We start from the raw sequence: 24,477 nt of genomic DNA on the forward strand, positions 1-24,477 counted from the left end.
CCGCCTGCGTTGGCACTGACCATGACTGCGGCACTGCGGGCGATCCGCTTCTCCATCCTGGACCGCTCCCGGGTGCGCCAGGACCAGCCGCGCCCGGAGGCGCTGCGCGAGACCGTCGAGTTCGCCCGGCTCGCCGAGGAGTGGGGCTACCACCGCTTCTGGGTCTCCGAACACCACAGCGTGCCCGGCGTGGCCGGGTCCGCGCCGACGGTCCTGGCCGCCGCCATTGCTGCGGCCACCTCCCGCATCCGCGTCGGCACCGGCGGCGTCATGCTGCCCAATCATCAGCCGCTGATCGTCGCCGAACAGTTCGGTGTCCTGGAATCGCTGTATCCCGGCCGCATCGATATGGGCCTGGGCCGCTCGGTCGGCTTCACCGGCGGTGTGCGCCGCGCCCTCGGCCACGACCGGCGCGACGCCGAGGACTTCGATGCCCAATTGTCCGAGCTGCTGGCCTATTTCGCGGGTGGTCGCCAGGGCGTGCACGCCTGGCCCGCGGAGGGCCTGCGGGTGCCCGCCTTCCTGCTCGCCACCGGTTCCGGGGCCGAGCGTGCCGCCCGCTTCGGCCTGCCGCTGGTCATTGCGCCCGTGTCCGGTGCGGACGCCATGGTCGAGGCGATCGAGCGGTACCGCACCGGCTTCCGGCCGGGCCCCGGCGGCGACGAACCGTATGTCGTCCTCTCCGGCTCGGTCGTCATCGCCGACACCACCGAGCAGGCCCACCGCCTGCTCCTGCCCGAGGCCTGGTCGGCGGCCTGGTCCCGCACCCGCGGCGAATTCCCGCCCCTGAGCCCGCCCGAGCTCATCGAGCGCCAACCCATGACCGATCGCCAGCGCGAGCTGTTCGAGGAAGCCCTGCGCGGCCACATCCACGGCACCGAATCCGAGGTCCTGGCCGACCTCGACCGCCTGGTGCGCCGCACCGGGGCCGACGAATTCCTGGTCCACACCAGCACTTACGACCGCACCGCGCGCCTGGAGTCCCACCGCCGGCTCGCGAACGCGGTAGGACTGCGCGCCGATGCGGAAGGTCAGCGCGCCTCAGCGTGAGCCGTGCCAGACGCCGTCATGCTCGCGGTGGGTGGACAGGTAGGCCGTGTCGGTGAGCAGCGTGTCGTAGAAATCCAGGTCGATGTGCTGGGCCTGGAGGTAGTTCATGATCCAGACCGTGGGCACCGTGCCCGGGAACTTCCCGAACGTCTCGTCGATGTAAGTCGCTTGGAGAGCGACGAATTCGCGGAAGCGCCGGTCCCATGGCGCGGCCGCGCCGCGGACGCCCGGGGTGTCGGCGAAGGGCCCCGGCGTCGCCGGGTGGTACGGCCCGCCCGGCCCGAACTTGCGCTCGGCCAGCGCCTCGACCGCGGCGGCCATGGACTCGTGGTGCGGACGGCAGAACGCCTCGAACACCCCGGGCAGCCCGGTGGGATTGGGGAACGGCCACTCCGGATCGGCGTCATAGCGGAACCCGAGGCCGGGGACTTCCGGGTCGCCGGACGCCCCCAGCACGGTGAGCCGGTCGATGCCGTCGAAGGTCCACCCGCCCAAACCCATGGCACCGAGCAGCAGGTGGCCGTTCACCACCGCCGCCATGAGTTCCGCGGTGGCCTCGGTCAGCGAGTACTGCTCGACGAAGCTGAGCGGAATCGGATCGGTGAAACGCAAACGGTCCCGGTACTTTTCGACGCCCGGGATCTCCCGCTTGTTGATGTCGTCGTACAGCGCGAACCCGTTCTGGACGAAGAACCCGATATTGGCCAGCAGCTGCTGGGCCACATCCGCGACCGGAATCACCAGCAGCGAGCCGGGGTGATTGGCGATCCAGGTGTTGTGGCCCTCCAGGTACGGCTCCTCGCGCGGAATGTGAATGCGTTTGTCCGACAACCGGATCACCCGCGCCAGCAGCGCGTTCAGCTGGGCCTCTGCCGCACCGTCGCCCTCGGCGTAGGTCGCCGTCGGCGGGGCGTCGCGGGTCGGCAGGAAGTAGGTCCCGGAGTCATCGGTGAAGAAGAACTCGCTGGTGTGGAATCCGGCCGCCGAGGCGAAGGTGCGTCCCGTCGCCGACCCGCTGTAGTTCGGCCACGCGGGCGCGTATCCGGGATGGTGGCTGATCCCGAAATGCCAGCCGGTCCAGCCCGCGACGGTATTGAGCACCACCGCCCGCTCCAGCTCGCTCAGCGCGCGCGGCGCGTGCTTGCTGGTGAACGCCAGCGGGCCCGCCGGGATACTCCCGCCCAGCGGAAAGCGCCGGGAGCGCCGCCCGTAGATGGCATCCAGTAACGGGAACCGCGCCAGTTCACGCAGCGCGTCCCGTTCGCCATCCCCAAGAGTCAAGGGCGGCAATCCCATAGAGCTCGTATCCGGCACAGTTCTCCTAAGGTGAACAGAAGGTGAACAGAACTTGACCAAAAGGTCGGTGGTGGGCCATAATTGCCGATCTGTGCCTCGCAACCCGCGAGGTTTGTGCAATCGGTATTACGCCGGCGCAACTCCGGAAGGAGGGCTGTCATGGCTTTCATCAACTTCTCTCGTAACCCGCTGACCGTGCTCTCGGTCCTCGCAGAGCGTTCCCGCTCGGCGCTGACCGCTCAGGAGCGGGCCAATCTGCGGTCCACGCGCGCCCGCGCCGCGATCTTCAGCGCCGCGCTGGGCGCCCACAGCACCCGCTGAGCCCGGGCTGCGCAAGGTCGCAGGGCTGACGCCCGCCGTCCCGAATCATTCGGGGCGGCGGGCGTTTTCGTTATTCGGCCGGCCGCCGGCGGGTGCCACCGGAGCTCTCAGCCGGGCCGGTGGTTTGGTTCGCGCGCTCCCCGGCGTGCCGCCTGTCGACACCCAATCGACTGTCATAGCCGAAAAGTATCAGGTCGCGATCGGGAATTTGTGACCGGGCTCACGCTTGAAACCAACGTAACGTCAGGTTTTAGCGTGGCGGGAGCACATCGAAAGGGAGGCGCGATGGGTGAGCGGACCTGGCGGGTCGGCGAGCTGGCCCGGGAGACCGGGGTGACCGTGCGGACGCTGCATCACTACGACCGGCTCGGGCTGGTGACGGCGTCCTCCCGCACCGGTGGCGGGCACCGGTGCTACGGCGAGGCGGACGTGCGGCGGCTGCATCGCGTGATCGCGTTGCGGGACTGCGGGTTCACGCTCGAGGAGATCGCGGGCGTGCTCGCCGACGCGCCGGATCAGGACCCTCGGGACCTGGTCCGCCAGCAGCTCGAGGTGCTCGACCGCCGGATCGCACAGGCCCTGCGCCTGCGCGCCCGCCTGCTCGGTGTGTGCGACGGCCTCGACCGCATGGCCGAGCCGTCGGCACTGGAGTTCCTGCGATTGATCGAGGAGATGGTGGCCATGAATCAGCCCATGACACTGGAGGAATTCACCCGGCTCGCCCAGCAGCGCGAGGCCCGCATGCGGGAGCTCACCGAGGAACAGCGCGCCGAGTTGTTCCAGCGCCGCGAGGCCGCCTTCGCCGCATTGAGCGCCGAAGACGTCGAGCGCATGCAGGAGGAGCGGCGACGCTACCTGCCGCCCGGCTTCGAACCCATTGGCGCACAAGGGTAGTCGCGTCGGCGAGTGTGGCCCCGGTGTCCCGCCGGGGCCACACCCGTATCGGCGGGTGCATCAGCCCGCCAAGTCGTTCCTGGGCACCGTCATCCCCATGCTCGAGGACATCTCGCGGCTGATGGTGGTGGCGGCCAAGGACCACATCGTGGCCCAGCACGGGCCGGGCTGGCTGCCCGAGTCCGACGCCGAGATCGCCGAAACCACCGCGATGATCAACCATTTCCGCGAACTCGGGACCCGATCGATCCGCGACAGCCTCGATCAAGCCCTCGACAAGGTGCGGCAATCCGAACTCGGCGCGTACCTGGAAACGGCCGCCCGCCGCCGCGCACAGGACTGAACAGCGCTGTGCCCCACTGATCAGCGGAGGGCGGCGCGGGCCCCGGCGGCCTCGAGTCTGATCCGGGCTGCCTCGGCGGCATCCTTGTCGACCTTCTCCAGGACCGCCTTGGGGGCCGCCTCGACCAGGTCCTTGGCCTCCTTGAGGCCGAGGCCGGGAATGATCTCCCGCATGGCCTTGATGACCTGAATCTTCTTGTCCCCGAAGGATTCCAGGACGAGATCGAATTCGCTCTGCTCGTCCGCGGCCTCGGCCGGCGGCGCGTCCGCCACGGCCTGCACGGCCACGGGCGGCGCGGCGGTGACACCGAACTCTTCCTCGAACGCCTTCAGGAACTCCGAAAGCTCCAGCAGCGTCATACCCTTGAAAACGTCGAGCAACTCGACAATGGTCATCTTGGCCATGATGTACCCCTTGCAACGCTGACCAGGCGATACGAACAAGTCTAAGCGTGCGGGGCCGCCAAGGTCATCAGATATTCGCGTTCCCCGCGTGTCAGCGGGCGTGGCGCGCCGTCGTCGATGGCGACCAGCGTGGAAGTGGCGGAGAGATACAGGTATTCGGCGTCGCGGACTTCGTGTGCCAGGGTGAACGAGGTGGTGCCGATGCGCTCCACGACCGAGGTGACGGTGACCGGCGCCGCACGGAAGAGCAGCGGCATGCGATAGGACAGGCGCTGGCCCGCGACCACCACCCGCCACGGGACACCGCCGGATTCGTGGCTGCCCGGCAGAGATTCGTGGCTACCCGCGAGAGACTCGTAGCGGCCCAGCAGATCCGAGCGGGCCTCGTCCAGGTACTGGGCGAACACCACATTGTTGAGGTGCTGCTGCGCGTCGATGTCGGTGCGGCGCAGCTGGATGTCGTAGGTGTGCATCAGGCTTCCAGGTCCTTCAGCAGGTGGCGCTGATCCTCGGGCAGTAGGCGCGACCTCTGGGTGGCCTGGTCGAAGGCGACCATGGTGCACACGGCCGTGGAGTACACCACGTCCTCGTCCCGGATCTCCTGCTGCAGCGCGAACGACGAGGTGCCGATCTTGGTCACCCAGGTCTCCACCCGTACCGGTTCCTGGCGGTAGCGCAGCGGCGTCAGGTAGTCGATGTCCATCTGCGCGACCACATTGGCGCCGCCGAAACCCCGCGTCCAGAACAGGTCGATACGGGATTCCTCCAAGTAGCGCAGGTGCGCCGCATTGTGCACATGCCCGTCGGCATCCATGTCGGACCACCGCAGGGGGCACAGGAAAAGGTGTCGGGCCACCCCGCATTCATATCAAGCGGGCCGGGGTGATTCAGCTCATGCCAGTTCGGGGTGGCAACCTCCGGGCTGGTGCCGGATGGCCGAATCTGCAAGAGTCGTGTCATTGACGCCATCCGGGCGGAGACCGCAGGCTGAAGGCATGCGGGTGGTGCTGATCGTGGTCTTCGACGGGTTCCAGCTGACCGATCTCGCCGGACCCGCCGACGTGTTCACCGGGGCGGCCGCGCTCGGCGCGACTCCGGGCTACCGGGTCGAACTGGCCGCCGCGCAGGCCGGTCCGGTGCGTTCCTCGTGTGGCATCGAGGTGACCGCGGCGCACGGTCTCGACACCTGGGACGGACCGCTGGACACGCTGCTCGTGGTGGGCGGGCTGACCGTGTGGGCCGCGGCCGGGGACGCCGAGCTGGTGACCGGCATCCGGCGGCTGGCCGCCGGCTCGGATCGGGTGGGCTCGGTCTGCTCGGGCACCTTCCTGCTGGCCCGGGCCGGACTGCTGGACGGCCGTCGCGCCACCACGCACTGGGCGGGTGGCGAGCTGCTGGCCGAGCAGTTCCCGGCCATCACCACCGAACCCGACCGCATCTACGTGCGCGACGGGCCGATGTGGACCTCGGCGGGGGTGACCGCGGGCATCGACCTGGCGCTGGCCATCGTGGCCGCGGACCACGGGCCGGACCTGGCGCGCGAGGTAGCGCGCTGGATGGTGGTGTATCTGCACCGCCCCGGCGGGCAGAGCCAGTTCAGCGCGCCGCTCGCGGCCAACCCGCCCAAGCGGAATTCGCTGCGGGCGCTGCAGGTCTGGATGGAGGAGAATCCGGAGGCGGATCTCTCGCTGCCCGCGTTGGCCGGGCGGGTCGGCATGAGCATCCGGCATTTCTCCCGAGTCTTCGCGGGCGAGACCGGGACCACCCCCGCCCGCTATGTCGAGCAGGTCCGCGTGGCCGCGGCCCGGCGCCTGCTGGAGACCACCGACCAGCCCATGGACCGGATCGCCGCCGCCGTCGGGCTCGGGAGCCCCGAGACCCTGTACCGAATCTTCCACCGCCAGCTGGGCATACCGCCGGGCGAGTACCGCGCCCGGTTCACCACATTCTGAAAGGGGGAGTGTCCCATGACATTCCAGATCGCCATCGTGCTCTACCCGGGCATGACCGTGCTGGACGCGATCGGGCCGTACGAGGTGCTGCGGATGATTCCGGACAGCGAATTGCGGTTCGTCTCCAATGAAGTCGGCCCGATCGTCTCCGACAGCGGGGTGCTGGCGCTGGGCGCGACCCACACCTTCGCCGAGACCCCCGCACCGGATCTGGTGCTGGTCGGCGGATCCGAGGCCGCGACCACCGAGGCCATGGCCAACCGCGAGCTCATCGACTGGCTGCGGGCCGTGCACCCGAACACGCAGTGGACCACCTCGGTCTGTTCCGGCGCGCTGATCCTGGCCGCCGCCGACATCCTGCGCGGTCATCCCGCCACCACGCACTGGGCCGCCCAGCCCGCGCTGGCCGCGTTCGGGGCCGAGTCGCGCCCGCACGACCGGATCGTGCACAGCGGCAAGATCGTCACCGCCGCCGGGGTTTCCGCCGGAATCGACCTCGGGCTGTGGCTGGTCGGCCGGATCGCGGGGGAGCAGGTCGCGCAGATGACCCAGCTCTACATCGAATACGACCCGCACCCGCCGTTCGACACCGGTCACCCGGACAAGGCGCCCGCCGAGATCATGCGCAAGGCCCGACTGGAGATGACCAAACGCGCCGCCACACCCCGCCTTCCGGTCGACCTGGCCACCACCTTCTGGCGGCTGACCCTCAACCGCATGCGGGAACGCGCCGCCGCCAAGCGCTGACTTCCCGTACCGCCGGAAGGGTGACCGCTTCCGGTTCGACACGCGCCTCCCGCAGGAAATACTCGGCGGGTTTCGCGGGCGCTGATGCGGGGCCTGCGAAGGGGAAGGCGGCCGGCGGTTTTCTCTGCGCTTCCGCTGACCGGAATCGCCACCTGGGCAGGTGAGAGGTAGGGGGCACGATGCCACAGTCCGTCGGGCTCAGCGGCAGGTAATTTTGGCGGAGACGACAACGACAGCCAGACATCACACACGGAGGGACGCTGTGCCACGCATCGCCGAGGATCGGCTTCCGGCCCAGCCGAGTTCACCCGAACAGGAGTCGCGTCGTCAGCGGATCCTGCGTGCCGCGGCGCACCACGGGGCCGAAAAGGGCTTGGAACGGGTTCAGATGCACGATGTCGCCAAGGACGCCGGGGTGGCGATTGCCACGCTGTACCGCTATTTCCCGTCCAAGACGCACCTGTTCAACGCACTGTTGTCCGACCGCGTGAAGCATCTCGCCGAGACAACCCCACTGACTCGCCCCGGCGTCGACCGGGTGCAAGCGGTCAGCGATCTGCTCGTCGAGGGCGGCCGCGAGCTACTGTCGCGACCGTTGCTCGCGCACGCGATGCTGCAGTCGAATCTCACTGCCGTCGCCCAGGCCGGCGGTGTGGTGACCAACCGCTTCAGCGACTTGATCACCCAGCTGCTGGGGGTCGAACACGCCAGCGACGCCCAAGCCCGCCTGGTGCGCATCACCGAGGCGGCCTGGTACGGGGTGCTCAATGCGGCGCTGAACCACCACATCACCACAGAGCAGGCCGAGGAGGACACCCGAGTAGCGTGCCGGAAGCTGCTCACCGGTATCGAGGAACTGGCGTGATGATCGCGCCACGGGCGGCCCGGTGTCGACTATCGCCCTACCGGCGATGTCTCGCTCACCGAAAACCTCCCACCTGCGGTGCCGCACAGCTCCGTAGCATCGCCGTCCATGAAATACGCGATCATCGCCCCTGCTGCCGCGGGCACCAGCGCCGATCCTGCTTGGATATCCGGCTTCGCCAGGCATGTGGAAGCGTGTGGCTTCGAGTCTCTGGTCGCCATCGAGCACGCCGTCGTGATGAGCCACTACGCCAGCGTCTATCCCTATGCGTCGTCGGGGAAAATGGAACTCCCCGACGACTGCGATATTCCCGATCCCCTCGAACTTCTGGCTTTTCTGGCAGGGCAGACCACGCGGCTCGGCTTGGCGACCGGCGTACTCGTGCTGCCCAATCACCATCCCGTGGTGCTGGCCAAGCGGCTGGCCACCCTCGATCGGTTGTCGAACGGGCGGCTGCGGGTCGGCATCGGCATGGGATGGATGAAGGAAGAGATCGAGGCATGCGGAGCCCCCTTCGATGCCCGCGGGCGACGGGCCGACGAGCAACTGGAAGTGCTCGCCAAATTGTGGGCCGATACTGGCGAGACCGGCGTCGACCACAAGGGTGAATTCTTCGGCTTCCAGTCAGCGATGTGCTACCCGAAGCCCGTCCGGGCCGGCGGTGTGCCGATTCACGTAGGCGGCCACACCAAGGCCGCGGCGCGCCGCGCGGGACGATACGGTGCCGGGCTGCAACCACTGGGAGTCACTGGCGACCAGTTGGCCGCGCTGGTCAAGCTGATGCACGAAGAAGCGACCCAAGCAGGCCGCGACCCTGCGGAGCTGGAGCTGTCGCTGGGTCACCTGGTCTCCCGTATCGACCTCGACCGCTCCGGCCGCCTTGCCGAACAGGGCGCCGATCGGCTCTTGCTGGCCCCGACCCCGACAGCGGATCTGCAACAGGCGATGGACGAGCTGTCGGCCTGCGCGCAACGGCTGGGCCTGTCATGACCGGGCTGACCATTCACGACCGAATCGCCCTACAGGACCTCGTCCACCGCTACGCAGCAGCGGTCGACGAGCGCGATTTTCCTAGGGCCGCAGCACTTTTCACCGGTGACGGGGTTCTGGAGCTGCCGAATCCGCCGGCCACTCTCGACCCGGTCGTCTCCCACACCGGGATTGACGCGGTGACCGCAGCACTGGCCGCCGTGGCCGCCGTGCCGGTGACATTCCACGCGATCGTGGGCGCCGTCTTCGATCCCGGGCCCACCGCGGCAACGGCCATCGGGAGGGTCTCGTGCACCGCACATCACCTCACCCGACGCCACGACCGCGACGCCGACCTGGTCTGGCACATCATCTACCGCGACCACTACCGCAGCACCCATGCAGGCTGGTTGCTCGCACGACGCAGCCTGCATGTGGCGTTCATCGAGTCCCGGCCGGTGGCGGCGATGCGAGCACCAGGCCCGACAGGATAGGCGTCGCCGAACCTGCGCCGCGGCAGAACCGGTGATCAGCTGCCGCCCAACGACGTCTCCACCCCGATTCCCTGGTCATATCCGCGGTCCGCAGGCCCGTCCACCGCGCCGAGGGACCATCTGTCTCGAGGAGCTTCACACATGTCTTCGTCTCGTCCCACAGCACTCGTGACCGGCGCCAGCCGAGGTATCGGCCGCGCCACAGCGCTGGTGCTGGCAGGCTCCGGATTCGACGTCGCATTCACCGCGCGCACCGTGGTGGAAGGCGAAGGTACCGTGCCGGCCCGCACTACGCGGGAAGGGGAAATCAGCTTCGGGGTGCCGGGCAGTCTGGCCACCACCCGCGCTGAGATCGAGATACTGGGAGCGCGTGCGTTACCGCTGCGGATGGACCTGGCAGATTCGGCCTCGGTGACCGCGGCGGCAGCGGAGTTGCTGCACCGCTGGGGAGCCCCGCACCTGGTGGTCAACAACGCCATCCTGCACAAGCCGCACGCACGGTTCCTCGAACTGGATCTCGATGACCTGCGCGAATCGCTGGAAGCCAATCTCATCGAGCAGATCCGCCTGACCCAGGCACTCCTGCCGGCGATGATCGACTCCGGCGGCGGCACGATCGTCAACCTGTGTTCGGGCTCAGCCGTCGTCGATCCCCCGGCCCCGCCCGGCGAAGGAGGCTGGGGCCTGGGCTATTCGGCGGCGAAGGCAGCTTTCGGGCGCCTGGCCGGCGCCATCAACGCCGAACACCGCGGCGACGGGATCCGCGCATTCAACATAGAGCCCGGATTCGTCATCACCGAATCGGGCGCCGCCCGAGGAGGCACAGCCGACATCAAGGCCAGCGGCTTCACAGGGGCACCCTCGGATGCGTCCGGCCGAGTGATCGCATGGCTGGCCTCGGCACCGCACACCGAAACCGACCCACTCCTGGGAGTTCTGATCAACGCCCCCCGCGTCGCCAGATCCCTGGCCACGCACACGCCACGGTAGGTTCCCTGCCAGCAAATTCTCGCAACAAACCGCCTGGGGCGGCGCCGTCGATCGACCATCGACGACGCCGCCCTGGCTGGTATTCGCTGATGGTCCACGACCGCCCATCGACGGCTCTGTTCGCGCAAATGCCGGCCCCAATTGGCTTGTCCCGGTGAGCAGAAGGGCCGGTTGCACGTTTTCGCCTCGACAGCAGAATGACGACCCATGGATCTGCGAGAGACAACCCAGCAAAGGGCCCTACGCAGAGAGCTGCGCGAGTACTTCGCCCGACTCCTGCCCCCGGCGCAACGTCGAGAGGTGGCCGAGGCCGGCGCCGGCGGGCCGCGATTCCGCGAGGTGACTCGCATGCTCGGCCGGGACGGATGGCTCGGCGTCGGGTGGCCGCCGGAGTACGGAGGCCGCGGGTTGACCGCCGAGGAACAGTTCATCTTCTACGACGAAATTCAGCGGGCAGGAGTGCCGTTCCCCCTGGTCACCATCAATACCGTGGGCCCGGCACTCATGCAGTACGGCACCGAGGAACAGAAGGCCAGGTTCCTTCCGGGCATGCTCAGCGGCGAGATCGTGTTCGCGATCGGCTACACCGAACCCGAGGCGGGAACCGATCTCGCGTCCCTGCGGACTCGCGCGGTCGCTGACGGTGACGGGTTCGTCGTCGACGGAGCCAAGATCTTCACCACCGGCGGCAACACCGCCGACTACGTGTGGCTGGCCTGCCGCACCGACCCCGAAGCCCCCAAGCATCAGGGCATTTCGATCCTGATCGTGCCCTGCGATGACCCCGGCTACTCCTGGACCCCGATCACCACCGTCGGCGGCATGACAGTGACCGCCACCTATTACTCCGGCATCCGTGTCCTCGCGGCCGACGTGGTGGGTGAGGTCAACGGCGGCTGGCGGCTGATCACCACCCAGCTCAACCACGAACGGATGGCGCTGGCCGCCCTCGGCGGCCGGATGATCCAGCTGTGGGAGGAAACGCTCGCCTGGGCCCAGGACACCGGCGCGGCCGAACAACCTTGGGTGCGGCGCGAATTCGCGCGCACACACGCGCGGCTGGAAGCGATGCGGCTGATGAACCACCGGCTCGCCGCCGAGGTCGGTGACGGAACCCTGAGCCCCGAGAAGGCCGCCGCCGCAAAGGTTTACGGCACCGAAGCCCATATCGACCTGCAGCGGTCGATGAGCTTCGTGCTCGGCGCCGCCGGACGGCTCCGCTCCGAGGCGGCCCGGGCCGCGTTGCACGGACAGGTCGAGCAGCTGTCCCGACAGGGCATCGTCAACACCTTCGGCGGCGGAGTCAACGATGTCCTGCGCGACATGGTCGCCACCGGCGCCCTGGGGCTGCCCCGAGGTGCGCGATGAACCACGAATCCTCCGACGCCACTGCAGCAGAAATCCGCGAGCTCCGCCCGCGGCCGGCGATCAACCTCGACAACCGGTTCTGGTTCGAAGCTGCACGCCGGCATCAGCTCCTGGTGCAACGCTGTGCGGCGTGTCGAACACTTCGGCACCCACCCGGTCCCCAATGCCCGCGGTGTCAGTCCTTCGACTGGGACGCCGCGCAGGCAACCGGCCGGGCCACCCTCTACTCCTGGGTCGTGGCACACCATCCCCGCCATCCCGCCTTCGACTACCCGCTGATCGTGGGGCTCGTCGAGCTCGAAGAAGGAACCCGGCTGATCACCAATCTCACCGACGTCGCCATCGCCGACCTCGAAATCGGTATGCCATTGACCCTCGGCTGGTTCGACGCCGACTCCGAGCTGAGCCTGCCGGTCTTCGCACCGGCCACTATCGAGGAACGCTGATGGACTTCCGACTCACCGATGAACTGCTCGAAGTCCAAGCGCTGGCCGCCCGCGTGTTCTCGGCGCTCGGCGATTCCGACACCATGTGGACCGAACTCGGCCGTACCGGACTGCTCGGGCTGGCCCTCCCCGACGAGCACGGCGGCGCCGGACTGGGCATGGACGCTGCGTGCGTGCTTCTCGAAGAACAGGGCCGGACCGTCTCGGCCGCCCCGGTCTGGCCGCACATCGTCGCCGCCTCGGCGCTGGCCCGCCACGCCTGCGGCGACGTACTCACCGGCGTGGCCGACGGCGCCGTCCGACTGACGGTCGCGCTCGAGGAATACGGGAGCGCCACTGCGGCCGCACCGACGTGCCGAGCCACCCCCACCGCGAACGGAAGTGGCTCGGGCACATGGCGACTGTCGGGTATCAAGGCTGCGGTCCCGACACCCGAGGGCGTCGATTTCGTGCTCGTCTCCGCCGTCGCCGACGACGGCCCGGGCCTGTATCTGGTGACGAACCACGATCTGGCCTGGGAACCCGCGCCGACGACCGATCTCGACCGCGCGCAGGATCTGGTGCTCGAGTCGACACCGGCGCTGCGGGTCGGTGGTAGGCAGGCGTCGACCGAGGTTGTGCGCTGGTCGCGGCTGGCGGTGGCCGCACTGCAGGTGGGCGTTGCCGACGGCGCGCTGCGCCTGGCCGCCGACTATGTCCGTGACCGCCGCCAGTTCGGCCGCTACATCGGCTCGTTTCAATCCGTGCAGCACCAGCTGGCCGACTGCTGGACCGACGTCGACGCCATGCGCCTGACCCTGTGGCAGGCCCTCACCTCTGATTCCGACGAAAACCAAGCGGACAGAGCGGCATTGGTCGCCGCATGGTGGTGCGGGCAGGCCGGACTCGATGTCGTGCACCGCGTCCAGCATGTCCACGGCGGCATCGGAGTCGACACCGATTACCCCGTCCACCGCCACTTCCTCTGGGGCAAACAACTCGCCGCCACTTTCGGCGGACCCGAAGCCGTCCTGCAGGAACTCGGCGAACTCCTCGGAAGCAGTGAACGATGAGCCCATCCATCACCGGTGCGGCGGCGATCGCCGGCATCGGGGCCACCGAATTCTCCAAGGCATCCGGGCGCAGTGAGCTGCAGCTGGCCTGCGAGGCGGTCACGGCCGCCATCGCCGACGCGGGACTGACCCCGGGCGATGTCGACGGCATGGTGACGTTCACCGCCGAATCCTCGGCCGAGAATCACGTCGCACGCAATGTCGGTATCGGCGAACTGTCGTTCTTTTCCCGAGTCGGGCACGGCGGTGGCGCGGCTTGCGGCACCGTCGCCCATGCGGTCGCGGCGATCGTCGCCGGGCTGGCCGAGGTCGTCGTGTGCTGGCGCGCATTCAACGAACGTTCCGGCGAGCGTTACGGTTTGGGCCAGGCCGACAGACCCGTGGACATCAGCGCCGACCGGGCGAGTTACTCGTGGATGACCCCCTATGGTCTGTCCACCCCGGCGCAGTGGGTGGCGATGTTCGCTCGCCGCTACATGCACGAGTACGGCGCGACGAGTGAGGATTTCGGTCGCGTCGCGGTCATCGATCGCGCGCACGCGGCAACGAACCCGCAGGCCTGGTTTCACGGTCGCCCGATCACGCTCGAGGAACACCAGAACTCCCGGTGGATCGCCGAACCTCTGCACTTGCTGGATTGCTGTCAGGAAACCGACGGCGCCCAGGCCGTGGTTGTCGTGTCCGCGGAACGAGCACGTGACCTGCGGCATCCACCGGCCTACGTGCTCGGTGCGGCCCAAGGCGCCGGCGACGACCAGCTCATGATGACCTCCTACTACCGGCCCTCGATCTCCGGCATTCCCGAGATGGGACTGGTCGGGCGGCAGCTGTGGAATCAAAGCGGGCTCGGGCCGCGCGACATGGGAGCGGTCATCCTCTACGACCACTTCACGCCGCTGGTGCTACCGCAACTCGAGGAGCTCGGCTTCTGCGCCCGCGGCGAAGCACGCCATCTCCTCGCCGACGGCCACCTCGATCCCGGCGGCCCACAGCCCTTGAACACTCACGGCGGTCAGCTGGGCGAGGCGTACCTGCATGGAATGAACGGCATCGCGGAGGCGGTGCGCCTGGTCCGGGGAACAGCGGTGAACCAGCCGCCCGACCTCACCAGCGTCCTGGTCACTGCGGGCACAGGCGTGCCGACCAGCGGCCTCGTCCTCGGCAATATCCGCCCATGACCCATCACATAACTCCGGAAATACACGGCGACAACGAGAAATGAGAGAACAGGTATGCAAACACTGAAAGACAAAGTCGCAATCGTCACCGGTGCAGCCGGGGGAGTGGGTCGCGGTATCGCGCTCGCCCTCGCACATGCCGGAGCCCGCGTGGCAATACCCGATATCAAACCGGCCGACGACCTCGTCGCCGAGCTCGGCGAGGACACTGCACTCGCCAAGATTTGCGACATCCGCGACAGTTCCCAGGTCAACGCCTTCGTCGACGAGGTTGTCACCAAGTTCGGGACCGTCGACATTCTCGTCAACAATGCCATGGCATCCGCACTGCTGCCGCTGACCGAAACCAGCGACAAGGACATCGAACTGGCGATGAGTACCGGCCCGATGGCCACCCTGTACTTCATGCGCGCCTGCTATCCGCATCTTGTCGACGGAGGCAGAATCATCAACCTCCGATCCGGCTCGGAAGTGACCGCAATTCCCAACTTCGTCACCTACATCGCGGCCAAATCCGCGATCGCGGGAATCACTCGCGCCGCCGCGCGCGAGTGGGGCCGATCCGGCATCACCGTGAACGCCATCTGCCCGTTCGTCCTGTCCGACGCCGCTGCAGCCGAATTCGAAAAACACCCGGGACAGCTCGACAACATCCTCGCCAACCTGTCGATCCCTCGCCTCGGCCATGCCGAGAACGACATCGGCCGGGCCGTGGTCTACCTGGCCGGACCGGACGCGAGCTACGTCACCGGAACCACCATCAGCGTGGACGGCGGCGCCGCCTTCATGGCGTAGCGGCCGCATCGCCTCAACCTCCCACCCGCTATCGCCGAGCGCCCCAAGGACATCCGATGGCCCCAGCCACCTCGACCGACGCCAGCCCTCCGCCGTCCCAGGTTCCCTCGGCCGCGGGGCGCCCGATCGCCGACCGTTCCCTGCGGCGCCTGTTCCTCAGCGTGCCGTTCGCGCATGTCTGCCCGCAATTGTGCTTCGGGTCCGTCGGATACTTTGCTGCGCTGCAGGTTCAGTCGATGGACCCCGATCACAAAGTGCAGCAGCTCGCACTGGTCAACGCGGTCGTCGCTACCGTTTCGGTTCTCACGCAACCGGTCGTGGGCGTCTTGTCCGACCGCACGCGGACACGGTTCGGAGCACGATCGCCGTGGATGCTGGCCGGTGCACTGCTCGGATTCCTGGGTCTGATCGCGGCCGGGTCGTCCACGTCGGTCGCGATGCTGCTGATGACCGCGAGCATCGCCTACCTGGGCTTCAACACCTTCGGTGGCCCCCTCACCGCGATCCAGCCGGACCGGGTGCCGGTGGATCGGCGCGGCCGCTATTCAACCCTGGCCGGCCTGGGAACAGTGATCGCGGCGATCCTCGGTCCGGTGATCGGGGCAAGCTTCGCCACCCGAATCCCCTTGGGATACACCGTTGTCGCCACCATCACCCTCGTCTTCTCGCTCGGATTCCTGATAGCGAACCCGGACGCCGACAATCGAAACAGCAGCCGACCCCTGCTTTCGGTCGCCACTGTGCTGCAGATGTTCTGGGTCAACCCCAGACGCCATCCCGATTTCTTCTGGGTATTTCTCGGCCGGTTCCTGATCTGCGGCGGCTACTACATGGTGCTGACCTACCAGCTCTATATCGCCCAGGACTACGTAGGCCTGACGCTCACGGAAGCCACGCATCTCACCCCGATAATCAGTCTGGTCAGCTTGCCCGGATTTCTCCTGGCCCTCGGCATCGCAGGACCGCTCTCGGACAGAATCGGACGACGCAAACCCATCGTTCTCGCCGGCGGCATCATCATCGCGGCCTCGGCGCTGCTCCCGATATGGGCTCCGACCGTGGGCGGGTTGATCGGATCCACTGTTGTGCTGACGATCGGATTCGGCACCTTCCTCGCCGTCGATCAAGCATTGGTCACCCAAGTACTGCCCGACGCCGACAGCGCCGCCAAGGATCTCGGCATCATCAATATCGCATCCACCCTGCCGAGCACCTTCGCACCAATGGCGGCCGCAGCGATCGTCACAGCGTCCCACGGATACGGCACGCTGTACCCGGTTGTTGCAGTTGTCGCTGGACTCGGCGCCCTCGCTATCCTTCCAGTCAAAACCCGATGACCCCGCCATCTGGGCACCAACACCTGCTGCCAACCCGAGATACGGCGCTGGCCAACATCATTCGACTGACCCCTGCACAGCGCAATCTTCATCGACCACGCGATGTCGGCCACCCACCGCGATATGCGCCGCGGACGAGGGCAAGCGAGCGGTGCTGATGAGCCCTGCCGACCCGACTACCTCGGCCGCAACAGACATGATGCGCACTGCGAGCCGGGTCCATGAAGAGTGAAAGCTCTTGCTGCGGAAGGCTTTACAATACTCGTAACGCAGCTCACGCAGACCCGGCTCCGCCTCACTGCCAGCCACGGCATGCAGCGTACGCGGCCCAATGCGGCCACTATCGGGAAATAGCCTAGGGCTCGATGGGGAGGTTCTCGGCGCGGCGCAACCGGACGGCGAGCATGATCAAGTAGTCGAGGAAGTCAGCCGACAGCTCGGCGGCCGTGCTCAATAGCTGCCGCAGCGTATCGCCGTGGATATCGGCAATGATGGTGTTGTTGTTCGTTGCATCGCAGTGCGTGGTGCCGTCGCCGAAGTAGTCCGGGTCGACGCCGAAAAAGTCGATCAGAGCGGCTGCCAGCGCGGATGAAGGATGAGAGCGGCGACCGCGGCGGATTTGGGACAGATACGGTTCGGATACCGAGAAGCCACGACGGTCGAGCTCAGCAACCAACCGATGATTGGTCAAGCGCTCATGGTGCTGCTGCGCCCACTGGTCGAATAGGGCGTTCAACCGCCGACCGAACTGGCTGGGCATCAGTGAGGCCTCATTTCTAGGGGAGGCGGGGTCCTGAACAGATTTGGCGACTGGGCGGCCGGTCCTGGTCGGCCTCCGTGCCGACCGGGCCCGCAGCGCCTATTGGGCTCGATGGCGTCGAGCTCTCGATCGCCGTCCAGGTGTGACGGGACGGCCGAATGCGTCGGAGTATTCGGCGGTGGCGCAGACGTCGTTGATTCGACCGCCCGGCACGCAGGCGGGTGCCGGATGACCTAACCGCCGGGTCGCACCAAACGCTCGAAGTCCCGCGTGGCGCGGAAACGGGCGGTGGTGTCGAGTTTCTGCCTCGCTCGAACTACTGCTGCAGTTCGGAAGGTTCGCGAATCAAGATCGGTGAAAAATCGCGGCGGTCACCTGTCGGGCAGCGTCGAGCACCAGCGGCGCGACTCGCGCGAGCTGCGCGTCGCTTTTACCGGTCAACGAGATTGCACCGATCGTGCTGTCGAGGGGGGTGCGGATAGCGACAGCGGTGCAGGCGATGTCATCGAAGCATTCTCCGCGCGCGAACGCGATGCCGTTTCGGTCGCGTATGGCGCTGAGTTGCTTGTGAAGCAGGTTGATATCGGTGATGGTGCTCGCGGTCGACCGGGTCATCGCGCCGGCAACGCGTCGGTCCACGTCTTCGGGCGTGAGCCAGGCCAACATTGCTTTCCCCAGCGCCGTCGCGTGCGCGGGTGCTGTTGCACCGACACGTGACGGCACGCTTTTGGCGAAGTGGCCACCCATCTTGTCGAGGAAATACACCTGCCCTTTGTCGAGGGTTGCCAGGTGCACTGTCATCCCCGTGCGCAGCATCAATGCGTGCAGCAACGGCGCGGCTGCTGATCTGAGGGCGTTGGAGTCGTCGTTGCTGCCGACCTGCAGTGCCCTTGGTCCCAGGCTGTAGCCCAAGCTGGTGCGATCGAGCCACCGGACTCTGATCATCTGTTCGATGATCCGGTGGGCGGTGGAGCGGGGCAGCCGGGTAGCTCGGGCGACGTCGTCGAGTGTCAGGCGACTGGTGCGGTAGGGAAACGTGTCGAGGATCAGGCTCATCCTCTCGATCATCGAGGGCGGGAGCTGCGAGCTCTGGGGGTGTGAAGCTTCGAGGACTGAGGCAGTCACGGGACCTCCGGAAACGGAACTGAAATTAATTCTAGTGACGGGCTCCACGTTAGCAGCGCTCTGACCTCACAGGAAGGCAAAACTGAAATTCATTCTGCCCAGTGGTCGGCTGCGTACCTCTCTGCGCCGTTCACGCCCACTCGACCAGCGAGGAGTCGAAGTACTCCCATCCGCGCTGTCGCCACCAGCGCGCGTGCGAGGCCAGGCCGTCGCGGTACTCGTCCCACGTGTGGTCGGTCGAGAGCGACCAGGCCCGATCGGCCGTGCCGACCAGGCGTGGCAGCACGAGCCGCCCGAGGTCGGCGAAGCCCTCGACGGTCTCGCACCAGATGGCCGCCTCGACGCCTGCGATCTCGACCTCGAGATCGCCGAGAATCCGCGCGGGGTCCCATTCCCAGCTGCGACGGATGGTCGACGCCGCGTGGATCGGGTGGCCCAGGTGCGGACGTGACGCGCCCGGATCGCGGGGCGGTTCGGCGTAGGCGCGATCGAGGTACGCGTGCGAAGCAGGCGACAGCAGTACCGGTGCCGAGGCCCGCGCAAGAAGGTATGGATCTTGTCGAGCACGTGCCGATTCCGCGTGAATGGCATCGAGAACCGCCGAATCCTGCAGCGCCGCAGCCATACCCGCGAGTGGGTGGTCGCTCGGGATCGGGTCGGGGATCGCGGTGGAGTCGTCCGGGGCGAGCATGTCGTTCCAATACTGGAACATGGCGATCCGTTCCGGCTCGGCCCGTACGGTTTGCTGCCAGGCGATCACCTGTTTGCCTCGCTCGGCCAGCTGGGTAGCGGCGAAATCGATGAAGCGGCGGTACTTTTCGGCAGGCATGAACACGGTCTCGTCGCCGCCGATGTGAACGAAAGGCCCTCGGGTGAGCTCGGCGACGACGCCGAGGACATCGCTGACGAAACGCCGCGCGTCCTCATTGTCGGGATCGAGGTGGGTGAACGCGGTCGCGGGCAGTCCCGGTAGCTTCGCCTCGCCCCGAATGGTCGTCCCGATCTCCGGATACGCCGCGGCGGCCGCACCGATGTGACCGGGTATGTCGATTTCGGGGACGATGGTGATGAATCGCTGCTTCGCGTAGTCGGTGATCGCGGCGTATTCGCCGACCGACAGGAAGTCATCCGAATTCTCGGTGAGTTTCGGGCGGCCCGGGACCTGCAGTCGCCAGCCCTCGTTGTCGGTTAGATGGAGGTGCAGCACGTTGAGCTTGTAGTAGGCGAGCAGGTCGATGACCCTGGACAGTTCGCCGACGGTGAAGAAGTGCCGTGCCATGTCCAGTGACAGTCCGCGCCATCGATAGCGTGGGCCGTCGAGCACCATCATGGGGGTGATGCCCGTGCCGGAAATGCGGTGTGCGGCAGCGAGTTGGCGGAAGCTGGCCGATGCGCGGTAGAGCCCGGCCGGGGTGGGTGCGGTGAGCGTCGCCCCGCGTGCCTCGATCCGAATCGAGTGGCGCTCATCGGTGTCCGCGCCGGTGGGATCGATGCCGGTTGCCCGCGGTACCGCATCGTCGGGCGGTGCATCCAGCCGGAATTCGAGCACCGGTCCGCGGGCCTCCGTTGCGTCGCGGATCAGGTTCAGGCGGACCGAGGTGTCCGAAAAGTACTCGCTGACGAAGCGTCTGGCGATCGGCATCGCAGAGTCGGAGTCGGCCAGGACTGCGGTGTCGGGGGTGAGTGCCATTTCCGGACCGGTCAGGCGCCGAACTAGGTAAGGGGTGGGGACGATACCCGTGACCAGGTTAGGGATGGATGTGGCGGGTTCGCTTCTCGTCATGTGTTTCCTTCGGGACGGATGAACGAAGACCGGCCGGGATGGCGGTGGCCGTCCCTAGCTGGCCTTCGAGATCGGATCAGACGCGCGGTGCGGGGATTTCGACTGCTGCCCCGAGGTCGGCCACGCTGGCGCCGACTCGGACGCTGAACGCGCCGGGTTCCCGGATCCAGGTGTGCTCGTCGACCGACCAGTGCTCGAGGGAGCGGGGCTCGATACCGATCCGGGCGGTCACGGTCGCGCCCGGTTCTGCGTGCACCAGCGCGTAGCCGGCGAGCCAGCATTCGGGGCGATCGATCGACGACGGTGCGGTACGCGAAAGGTAGGCCTGCACAACGTGTTTTCCGCTTCGCAATCCGGTATTGGTGACGTCGACGGTGAGTGTGACCCAGCCGTCGCCCGCAGTCGCGACGACCGGCTCAATGATCTGCCAGGTGGTGTAGCCCAGCCCGTGCCCGAACGGGATGGCGGGTGCGGGACCGCCGTGGGCGGCGCGGCGCTGCCATTCTCGGTAGCCGATGTGGATGCCTTCGGTGTATTCGAGTCGCCCGTGGACCGGCTCCACCTGCCAGACCGGCACGTCGGTCTCGGTGGCGGGCCAGGTGGTGGGGATGCGGCCGCCGGGTTCGCCGGCGCCGCTGAGGACGTCGGCCAGCGCCGCGCCGAATTCCTGGCCCGGGAACCAGGTGAGCAGGGTTGCGGGAACGTCATGTAGCCACGGCATCAGCACCGGGCTACCGGAGTTGACGACTACGACCGTGCGGGGGTTGGCGGCGAGTACTCGGCGTACCAGTTCGTCCTGGCCCTGGGGCAGGGCCAGGGTGGGCCGGTCGAAGCCCTCGGATTCGATGGTCTCGGTGGTGCCGAGGACCACGATCGCGATATCGGCGGCTGCGGCCAGTGCCTCGGCCTGTGCCAATTCTTCTGCGGGCGTGTCGAATACGTCTTCTGTGCCGAGTGTGAGCCGGGCGATGGGGAAGCCGCCGGGCAGATCGGGTCGGAACTCGAGGGTGATCTCGACGGGCTGCCCGGCCTCGAGTTCGACATCGAAGGCCCGCGACGGCGGATTCAGAATCGCTTGCAGGACATCGTCGCTGTCCGCCACGATCGGGTCGGTGCTCAGCACGCGGTCGTCGATCCGGAACACGTTGTGGCCCAGGCCCGCGAAGCCGAGCCGGTGGTGGCCGGTGCGGGCAGGGGTGAAATGGGCGGTGATCTCCAGAGTCGCGGCCCGGGCGAGCTGTTCGTCTCCGAGCCAGCCGAATCGGCCGGACGGGAAGACCTCCTCGGCGAACGGTGCGCCTTGCGGGTCCAGATAGCGCACCCGGATGCCCGGTTCGCCGGTGACCGGGTCGGTGACCGTACCCCGTTCGAAGGGGACCAGTTCAGCGCTGGGCACCAGACCGGGGGTGTAGGTGACGCAGTCGGCGCCGTAGCGCTGGCGCAGGCCTTCCAGTGGTGAGACGACCGTCTCCGGGAACACAGACGCCGAGCCGCCGCCCTGATTGCGGCCCCGGCGAGCGTGGTGGCCGATGACGGCGAGTCGAGGTGTGGTGTCGGCTGCGATCGGCAGGAGGCCGTCGTTGTGCACGAGCACCATGGCGTCGGCGGCGACGTGTCGCAGCAGCGATCGGATGTCGTCGCGTTGCCACGGCGCGGGTGGAGTGGCCACCGGTGCAACGGAATCCAGGGCTCCGACCCGGGCGGCCAGTCGCAGTAGCCGCAGTGTCTTGTCGTCGATGGTGGCCGGGTCGATTTTTCCGGCTCGGACGGCGTCGACCAGAGCGTCGCCCCACATGGTGTCGGGGCCGGGCATGACCAGGTCCTGGCCGGAGGTGGCCGATTCGACGGTGTCGCGGACCGCGGTCCAGTCCGAGACGACCGCGCCGTCGAAACCCCATTCGTCCTTGAGTGGCTTGCGTAGCAAAGGGTTCGCGCTCATGGTGGCGCCGTTGACCTGGTTGTAGGAGGACATGACCAGCCATGCGCCGCCCTCGCCGACCATCCGCTCGAAGGGCGCCAGGTACACCTCGCGCAGGGTGCGTTCGTCGACCCGTGCGTCCACGGTGAGCCGCTCGGTTTCGCTGTCGTTGGCGACATAGTGTTTGGCGGTGGCGGCCACGCCGTGGGTCTGTACCGCCTTGACATAGGCTGCGCCGATTCGGCCCGAGAGCCACGGATCCTCACTGAATGCCTCGAAATGGCGTCCGCCACGTGGTGATCGGTGCAGATTCACCGTCGGCCCCAGCACGACGTCGATGTTCTTCGCCCGGGCCTCGGCCGCGATCAGCGCACCGAGGCGGTCCACGGTGTCCAGGTCCCAGGTCGAGGCGACCGCGGTCGCGGAGGGCAGGCTGGCCGAAGGGACCCGGTCATCCATCGACCCGCCCCGGACGCCGGAGGGGCCGTCCGACATGACGATCGACCGCAACCCGATGGCGGGCTCGGCGGGCAGCGACCAGGGCGATTCGCCGCTCAGGAGCCGCACTTTCTGTTGCGTCGTCAGCTTGTCCAGCAGCGCGGTCAGATGCGCTTCCAGATCGGGCGAATCGGCGGGCAAGGGGTGATTCATCTCTTCTCCGGTGTGAGGTCTTGGTTTTCGGAATCGGAGTTCCTGCCGGTGCCGAGCGGGGCTGCTCCTTCCGGCAGCAGCCCCACCACGCAACAGCGAGTGGCGTTCTCACGCACCCGGTTCACCGAGCGCGGCTCGGGCGGGGCGCACAAGCAACGACAGGACCAGCGCGGCGAGCGCGGTCGCCGTAGCGAACCAGAATCCCAATTCGAAGCCGCGGTCAGCGAACACCCCGGGAATCGGGCTGAGCAGGGGCGGCATTCCGGGGACACGCACACTGGCCGCCATCGGGTGTGCCGCTGTGAAGGCGATGACAATAGCGACGCCGATCGCCGTACCCACACCCTGGACCAGGGTGAACATGCCGAAGCCGGCACCGGTCTGCTCGCGCGGCACCGTCTCGGCGACGAGAACCGGTGCGGCCGTGTAGAAGAAGCCGAGCGCCAACCCGAAGGCTGCGTTGGTGAGGGTGAGAATGTCCCAGGTATGCGATCCGGCAGCCTCGACAAGTGCGATCGCAGCGAACAGCACCGCGGCGGACAACAGCGGGAGCCGGGCGCCGAGCCGACGCGCCACGAGGGCGCCGATCACGCCGAAGGCAATCGTGATCATGCCCTGCAGAAGCGCGATACGCAGGCCGTACTCGTGCGTGGTGAAGCCACTGCTGTAACTGAATCCTGGGACGAGGCTCACCTCGACGGCTTCGGGCGGTAGGAGCATTCCGCTGGCCTGTGCGACCTTCGCGAGCGTGCCTGCGACAACTCCGTTTTCGATCTCGGCCGGGCTGGGCGTGCGGGCCATGTAGGTGATCGCGTAGGTCTGGACACCGATCGTGCACGATGCGAGCAGTCCCACCGCGAGCAGCAGGCCGAAGCGAGGCCGGCGCAACACGCGGGGATCGATCAGCGGCGCGTTCAGCCGCGGCTGCGCGAGGACGAACAGGGCCAGCATTGCCAGCCCGCTGACCAGCCAGGCCAGGCTCGCGGGTCTGGTCCAGCCCCAGTCCTGTCCCCGGTCGACATAGACCATCACCAGTGCGGCACCGACCGTGACCAGGACCGTGCCGGTGAGGCCGAGACGCTGGCGCGCAACGGGTTTCGAACCCGGGACGGCCACCACGACCAACGGGATCATCACCAGCGTGAACGCCAGCGACAGCCAAAATGCCGCGCTCCAGCCGTGCGTGCCATTGAGCCAGACGGCCAGCGGCGCGACGGCCGTGGCGAACCCGGATCCGGCGGCGATCGCACCGAACCCGAGTGCGGTGTCGGTGCGCGGCAGCAGATCCCTGACCAGCCCGTAGGCAACGACCCCACCCGCGACCGCGAAAGACTGCAGGCAGCGGCCGAACAGGAAGACTGCCCAGCCGCCGGCCAGCGCGCAGACCAGACACCCCGCCGCGAACAGCGCGCCGCAGGTCACGAAAGTCTGCCTTCGGCCCCAGCTATCGCCGATCTTGCCGATCAGCGGTGCGGCGGCGGCTCCGATGAGACCGGACACGATGATGGTCCAGGCGGTATTCGTGCCACTGCCCGGGAAGGCGGCCGCGATCTTGTCCAAGGCGGCTGCGGCCATCATCGTCTGGATCGGCGCGATCTCGCTGAACAACACGATCAGTACCAATGCGATGAACACTCGGGCTCGGGACAAGCCGGCGGGTCGGCTGCTCGCCCCGGGTGCTTCCGGCGGATCGGCGCCGTCGGCCGGCTCGACAGTGGGAGTTGTGGACATACCAACCC

25 protein-coding genes are annotated in these 24,477 nt (G+C 67.5%); 16 read left to right on the forward strand and 9 right to left on the reverse strand.

Features of this window, described 5'->3' with window-relative positions:
• The first annotated feature begins 21 nt into the window (after positions 1–21).
• Positions 22–1,050 carry an LLM class flavin-dependent oxidoreductase gene (locus tag ACFXIV_RS17915; protein ID WP_379400521.1) on the forward strand — a complete coding sequence of 343 codons (1,029 nt, stop codon included), beginning with the start codon at positions 22–24 and terminating at the stop codon, positions 1,048–1,050.
• On the opposite strand, the gene ACFXIV_RS17920 is transcribed toward ACFXIV_RS17915, so the two are convergent.
• A complete protein-coding gene (locus ACFXIV_RS17920; protein ID WP_379400520.1) occupies positions 1,042–2,346 on the reverse strand; it encodes a hypothetical protein in 1,305 nt (434 codons plus the stop codon). The genes ACFXIV_RS17915 and ACFXIV_RS17920 overlap by 9 nt on opposite strands.
• Before the next feature lie 159 nt (positions 2,347–2,505).
• Between ACFXIV_RS17920 and ACFXIV_RS17925 the strand changes: the two genes are divergently transcribed.
• The 3 genes from ACFXIV_RS17925 (at position 2,506) to ACFXIV_RS17935 (ending at position 3,904) form a co-directional block, all read left to right on the forward strand.
• Positions 2,506–2,667 carry a hypothetical protein gene (locus tag ACFXIV_RS17925; protein ID WP_354841596.1) on the forward strand — a complete coding sequence of 54 codons (162 nt, stop codon included), beginning with the start codon at positions 2,506–2,508 and terminating at the stop codon, positions 2,665–2,667.
• Positions 2,668–2,952: 285 nt separating this feature from the next.
• Positions 2,953–3,561: a MerR family transcriptional regulator gene (locus tag ACFXIV_RS17930; RefSeq protein WP_379400519.1), complete on the forward strand. Its 609-nt coding sequence runs from the start codon at positions 2,953–2,955 to the stop codon at positions 3,559–3,561.
• A 55-nt stretch (positions 3,562–3,616) separates the two neighbouring features.
• A complete protein-coding gene (locus tag ACFXIV_RS17935; RefSeq protein ID WP_379400518.1) occupies positions 3,617–3,904 on the forward strand; it encodes a hypothetical protein in 288 nt (95 codons plus the stop codon).
• Positions 3,905–3,924: 20 nt separating this feature from the next.
• On the opposite strand, the gene rplL is transcribed toward ACFXIV_RS17935, so the two are convergent.
• The 3 genes from rplL to ACFXIV_RS17950 are packed head-to-tail and all read right to left on the reverse strand — an operon-like array spanning position 3,925 to position 5,122.
• Positions 3,925–4,308 carry a 50S ribosomal protein L7/L12 gene (gene rplL / locus ACFXIV_RS17940; protein WP_357001394.1) on the reverse strand — a complete coding sequence of 128 codons (384 nt, stop codon included), beginning with the start codon at positions 4,306–4,308 and terminating at the stop codon, positions 3,925–3,927.
• Between the two features lie 41 nt (positions 4,309–4,349).
• On the reverse strand, positions 4,350–4,781 hold the full coding sequence (locus tag ACFXIV_RS17945; RefSeq protein WP_379400517.1) for an acyl-CoA thioesterase: 432 nt from the start codon (positions 4,779–4,781) through the stop codon (positions 4,350–4,352).
• Positions 4,781–5,122, reverse strand: coding sequence for an acyl-CoA thioesterase (locus tag ACFXIV_RS17950; protein ID WP_379421290.1), 342 nt, complete (start codon positions 5,120–5,122; stop codon positions 4,781–4,783). Before ACFXIV_RS17950 ends, ACFXIV_RS17945 begins: the two co-directional genes overlap by 1 nt.
• Before the next feature lie 181 nt (positions 5,123–5,303).
• On the opposite strand from ACFXIV_RS17950, the gene ACFXIV_RS17955 reads away from it, so the two are divergent.
• The 12 genes from ACFXIV_RS17955 (at position 5,304) to ACFXIV_RS18010 (ending at position 16,501) form a co-directional block, all read left to right on the forward strand.
• Complete coding sequence (locus tag ACFXIV_RS17955; protein WP_379400515.1) at positions 5,304–6,260, forward strand: GlxA family transcriptional regulator; 957 nt, start codon at positions 5,304–5,306, stop codon at positions 6,258–6,260.
• A gap of 15 nt (positions 6,261–6,275) precedes the next feature.
• A complete protein-coding gene (locus tag ACFXIV_RS17960; RefSeq protein WP_379400514.1) occupies positions 6,276–7,007 on the forward strand; it encodes a DJ-1/PfpI family protein in 732 nt (243 codons plus the stop codon).
• Between the two features lie 262 nt (positions 7,008–7,269).
• Complete coding sequence (locus tag ACFXIV_RS17965; protein WP_379400513.1) at positions 7,270–7,872, forward strand: TetR family transcriptional regulator; 603 nt, start codon at positions 7,270–7,272, stop codon at positions 7,870–7,872.
• A 108-nt stretch (positions 7,873–7,980) separates the two neighbouring features.
• Entirely contained in the window at positions 7,981–8,862 is an 882-nt protein-coding gene (locus tag ACFXIV_RS17970; protein WP_379400512.1) for an LLM class F420-dependent oxidoreductase, read from the forward strand.
• Entirely contained in the window at positions 8,859–9,335 is a 477-nt protein-coding gene (locus ACFXIV_RS17975) for a nuclear transport factor 2 family protein (RefSeq protein ID WP_379400511.1), read from the forward strand. Before ACFXIV_RS17970 ends, ACFXIV_RS17975 begins: the two co-directional genes overlap by 4 nt.
• 168 nt (positions 9,336–9,503) lie before the next feature.
• Positions 9,504–10,325 carry an SDR family oxidoreductase gene (locus ACFXIV_RS17980; RefSeq protein WP_379421291.1) on the forward strand — a complete coding sequence of 274 codons (822 nt, stop codon included), beginning with the start codon at positions 9,504–9,506 and terminating at the stop codon, positions 10,323–10,325.
• A 207-nt stretch (positions 10,326–10,532) separates the two neighbouring features.
• A complete protein-coding gene (locus tag ACFXIV_RS17985) occupies positions 10,533–11,693 on the forward strand; it encodes an acyl-CoA dehydrogenase family protein (RefSeq protein ID WP_379400509.1) in 1,161 nt (386 codons plus the stop codon).
• Positions 11,690–12,139: a Zn-ribbon domain-containing OB-fold protein gene (locus tag ACFXIV_RS17990; protein WP_379400508.1), complete on the forward strand. Its 450-nt coding sequence runs from the start codon at positions 11,690–11,692 to the stop codon at positions 12,137–12,139. Before ACFXIV_RS17985 ends, ACFXIV_RS17990 begins: the two co-directional genes overlap by 4 nt.
• Positions 12,139–13,191 (forward strand): acyl-CoA dehydrogenase family protein, encoded by a 1,053-nt coding sequence (locus ACFXIV_RS17995; RefSeq protein WP_379400507.1) that lies wholly within the window; start codon positions 12,139–12,141, stop codon positions 13,189–13,191. Before ACFXIV_RS17990 ends, ACFXIV_RS17995 begins: the two co-directional genes overlap by 1 nt.
• Entirely contained in the window at positions 13,188–14,369 is a 1,182-nt protein-coding gene (locus ACFXIV_RS18000; protein ID WP_379400506.1) for a lipid-transfer protein, read from the forward strand. Before ACFXIV_RS17995 ends, ACFXIV_RS18000 begins: the two co-directional genes overlap by 4 nt.
• A 54-nt stretch (positions 14,370–14,423) precedes the next feature.
• The gene (locus tag ACFXIV_RS18005; RefSeq protein WP_379400505.1) at positions 14,424–15,164 is read left to right on the forward strand and encodes an SDR family NAD(P)-dependent oxidoreductase; all 741 of its coding nucleotides are present in this window, start codon (positions 14,424–14,426) and stop codon (positions 15,162–15,164) included.
• 56 nt (positions 15,165–15,220) lie between these two features.
• Positions 15,221–16,501, forward strand: coding sequence for an MFS transporter (locus ACFXIV_RS18010; RefSeq protein ID WP_379400504.1), 1,281 nt, complete (start codon positions 15,221–15,223; stop codon positions 16,499–16,501).
• 355 nt (positions 16,502–16,856) lie between these two features.
• Here the strand turns inward: ACFXIV_RS18010 and ACFXIV_RS18015 are convergent, their stop codons facing one another.
• From ACFXIV_RS18015 to ACFXIV_RS18035, 5 genes are all read right to left on the reverse strand, one after another.
• Positions 16,857–17,261 carry a helix-turn-helix domain-containing protein gene (locus ACFXIV_RS18015; RefSeq protein ID WP_379400503.1) on the reverse strand — a complete coding sequence of 135 codons (405 nt, stop codon included), beginning with the start codon at positions 17,259–17,261 and terminating at the stop codon, positions 16,857–16,859.
• A gap of 345 nt (positions 17,262–17,606) precedes the next feature.
• A complete protein-coding gene (locus ACFXIV_RS18020) occupies positions 17,607–18,317 on the reverse strand; it encodes an IclR family transcriptional regulator (RefSeq protein ID WP_379400502.1) in 711 nt (236 codons plus the stop codon).
• A gap of 199 nt (positions 18,318–18,516) precedes the next feature.
• Entirely contained in the window at positions 18,517–20,169 is a 1,653-nt protein-coding gene (locus ACFXIV_RS18025; protein WP_379400501.1) for a family 20 glycosylhydrolase, read from the reverse strand.
• Between the two features lie 76 nt (positions 20,170–20,245).
• The gene (locus ACFXIV_RS18030) at positions 20,246–22,738 is read right to left on the reverse strand and encodes a glycoside hydrolase family 3 protein (RefSeq protein WP_379421292.1); all 2,493 of its coding nucleotides are present in this window, start codon (positions 22,736–22,738) and stop codon (positions 20,246–20,248) included.
• A 108-nt stretch (positions 22,739–22,846) separates the two neighbouring features.
• Entirely contained in the window at positions 22,847–24,469 is a 1,623-nt protein-coding gene (locus tag ACFXIV_RS18035) for an MFS transporter (protein ID WP_379403029.1), read from the reverse strand.
• Positions 24,470–24,477 lie beyond the last annotated feature (8 nt).

It is taken from the genome of Nocardia sp. NPDC059236, from assembly GCF_042754085.1.
Lineage (GTDB): Bacteria > Actinomycetota > Actinomycetes > Mycobacteriales > Mycobacteriaceae > Nocardia.

Bases quoted from the DNA above. Each gene is read 5' to 3' on its own strand.
- ACFXIV_RS17915 (WP_379400521.1), top strand. From the start codon at position 22: ATGACTGCGGCACTGCGGGCGATCCGCTTCTCCATCCTGGACCGCTCC.
- ACFXIV_RS17920 (WP_379400520.1), bottom strand. From the start codon at position 2,346: ATGGGATTGCCGCCCTTGACTCTTGGGGATGGCGAACGGGACGCGCTG.
- ACFXIV_RS17925 (WP_354841596.1), top strand. From the start codon at position 2,506: ATGGCTTTCATCAACTTCTCTCGTAACCCGCTGACCGTGCTCTCGGTC.
- ACFXIV_RS17930 (WP_379400519.1), top strand. From the start codon at position 2,953: ATGGGTGAGCGGACCTGGCGGGTCGGCGAGCTGGCCCGGGAGACCGGG.
- rplL (WP_357001394.1), bottom strand. From the start codon at position 4,308: ATGGCCAAGATGACCATTGTCGAGTTGCTCGACGTTTTCAAGGGTATG.
- ACFXIV_RS17945 (WP_379400517.1), bottom strand. From the start codon at position 4,781: ATGCACACCTACGACATCCAGCTGCGCCGCACCGACATCGACGCGCAG.
- ACFXIV_RS17950 (WP_379421290.1), bottom strand. From the start codon at position 5,122: ATGGATGCCGACGGGCATGTGCACAATGCGGCGCACCTGCGCTACTTG.
- ACFXIV_RS17955 (WP_379400515.1), top strand. From the start codon at position 5,304: ATGCGGGTGGTGCTGATCGTGGTCTTCGACGGGTTCCAGCTGACCGAT.
- ACFXIV_RS17960 (WP_379400514.1), top strand. From the start codon at position 6,276: ATGACATTCCAGATCGCCATCGTGCTCTACCCGGGCATGACCGTGCTG.
- ACFXIV_RS17970 (WP_379400512.1), top strand. From the start codon at position 7,981: ATGAAATACGCGATCATCGCCCCTGCTGCCGCGGGCACCAGCGCCGAT.
- ACFXIV_RS17975 (WP_379400511.1), top strand. From the start codon at position 8,859: ATGACCGGGCTGACCATTCACGACCGAATCGCCCTACAGGACCTCGTC.
- ACFXIV_RS17985 (WP_379400509.1), top strand. From the start codon at position 10,533: ATGGATCTGCGAGAGACAACCCAGCAAAGGGCCCTACGCAGAGAGCTG.
- ACFXIV_RS17990 (WP_379400508.1), top strand. From the start codon at position 11,690: ATGAACCACGAATCCTCCGACGCCACTGCAGCAGAAATCCGCGAGCTC.
- ACFXIV_RS17995 (WP_379400507.1), top strand. From the start codon at position 12,139: ATGGACTTCCGACTCACCGATGAACTGCTCGAAGTCCAAGCGCTGGCC.
- ACFXIV_RS18000 (WP_379400506.1), top strand. From the start codon at position 13,188: ATGAGCCCATCCATCACCGGTGCGGCGGCGATCGCCGGCATCGGGGCC.
- ACFXIV_RS18005 (WP_379400505.1), top strand. From the start codon at position 14,424: ATGCAAACACTGAAAGACAAAGTCGCAATCGTCACCGGTGCAGCCGGG.
- ACFXIV_RS18010 (WP_379400504.1), top strand. From the start codon at position 15,221: ATGGCCCCAGCCACCTCGACCGACGCCAGCCCTCCGCCGTCCCAGGTT.
- ACFXIV_RS18015 (WP_379400503.1), bottom strand. From the start codon at position 17,261: ATGCCCAGCCAGTTCGGTCGGCGGTTGAACGCCCTATTCGACCAGTGG.
- ACFXIV_RS18020 (WP_379400502.1), bottom strand. From the start codon at position 18,317: ATGAGCCTGATCCTCGACACGTTTCCCTACCGCACCAGTCGCCTGACA.
- ACFXIV_RS18025 (WP_379400501.1), bottom strand. From the start codon at position 20,169: ATGACGAGAAGCGAACCCGCCACATCCATCCCTAACCTGGTCACGGGT.
- ACFXIV_RS18030 (WP_379421292.1), bottom strand. From the start codon at position 22,738: ATGAATCACCCCTTGCCCGCCGATTCGCCCGATCTGGAAGCGCATCTG.
- ACFXIV_RS18035 (WP_379403029.1), bottom strand. From the start codon at position 24,469: ATGTCCACAACTCCCACTGTCGAGCCGGCCGACGGCGCCGATCCGCCG.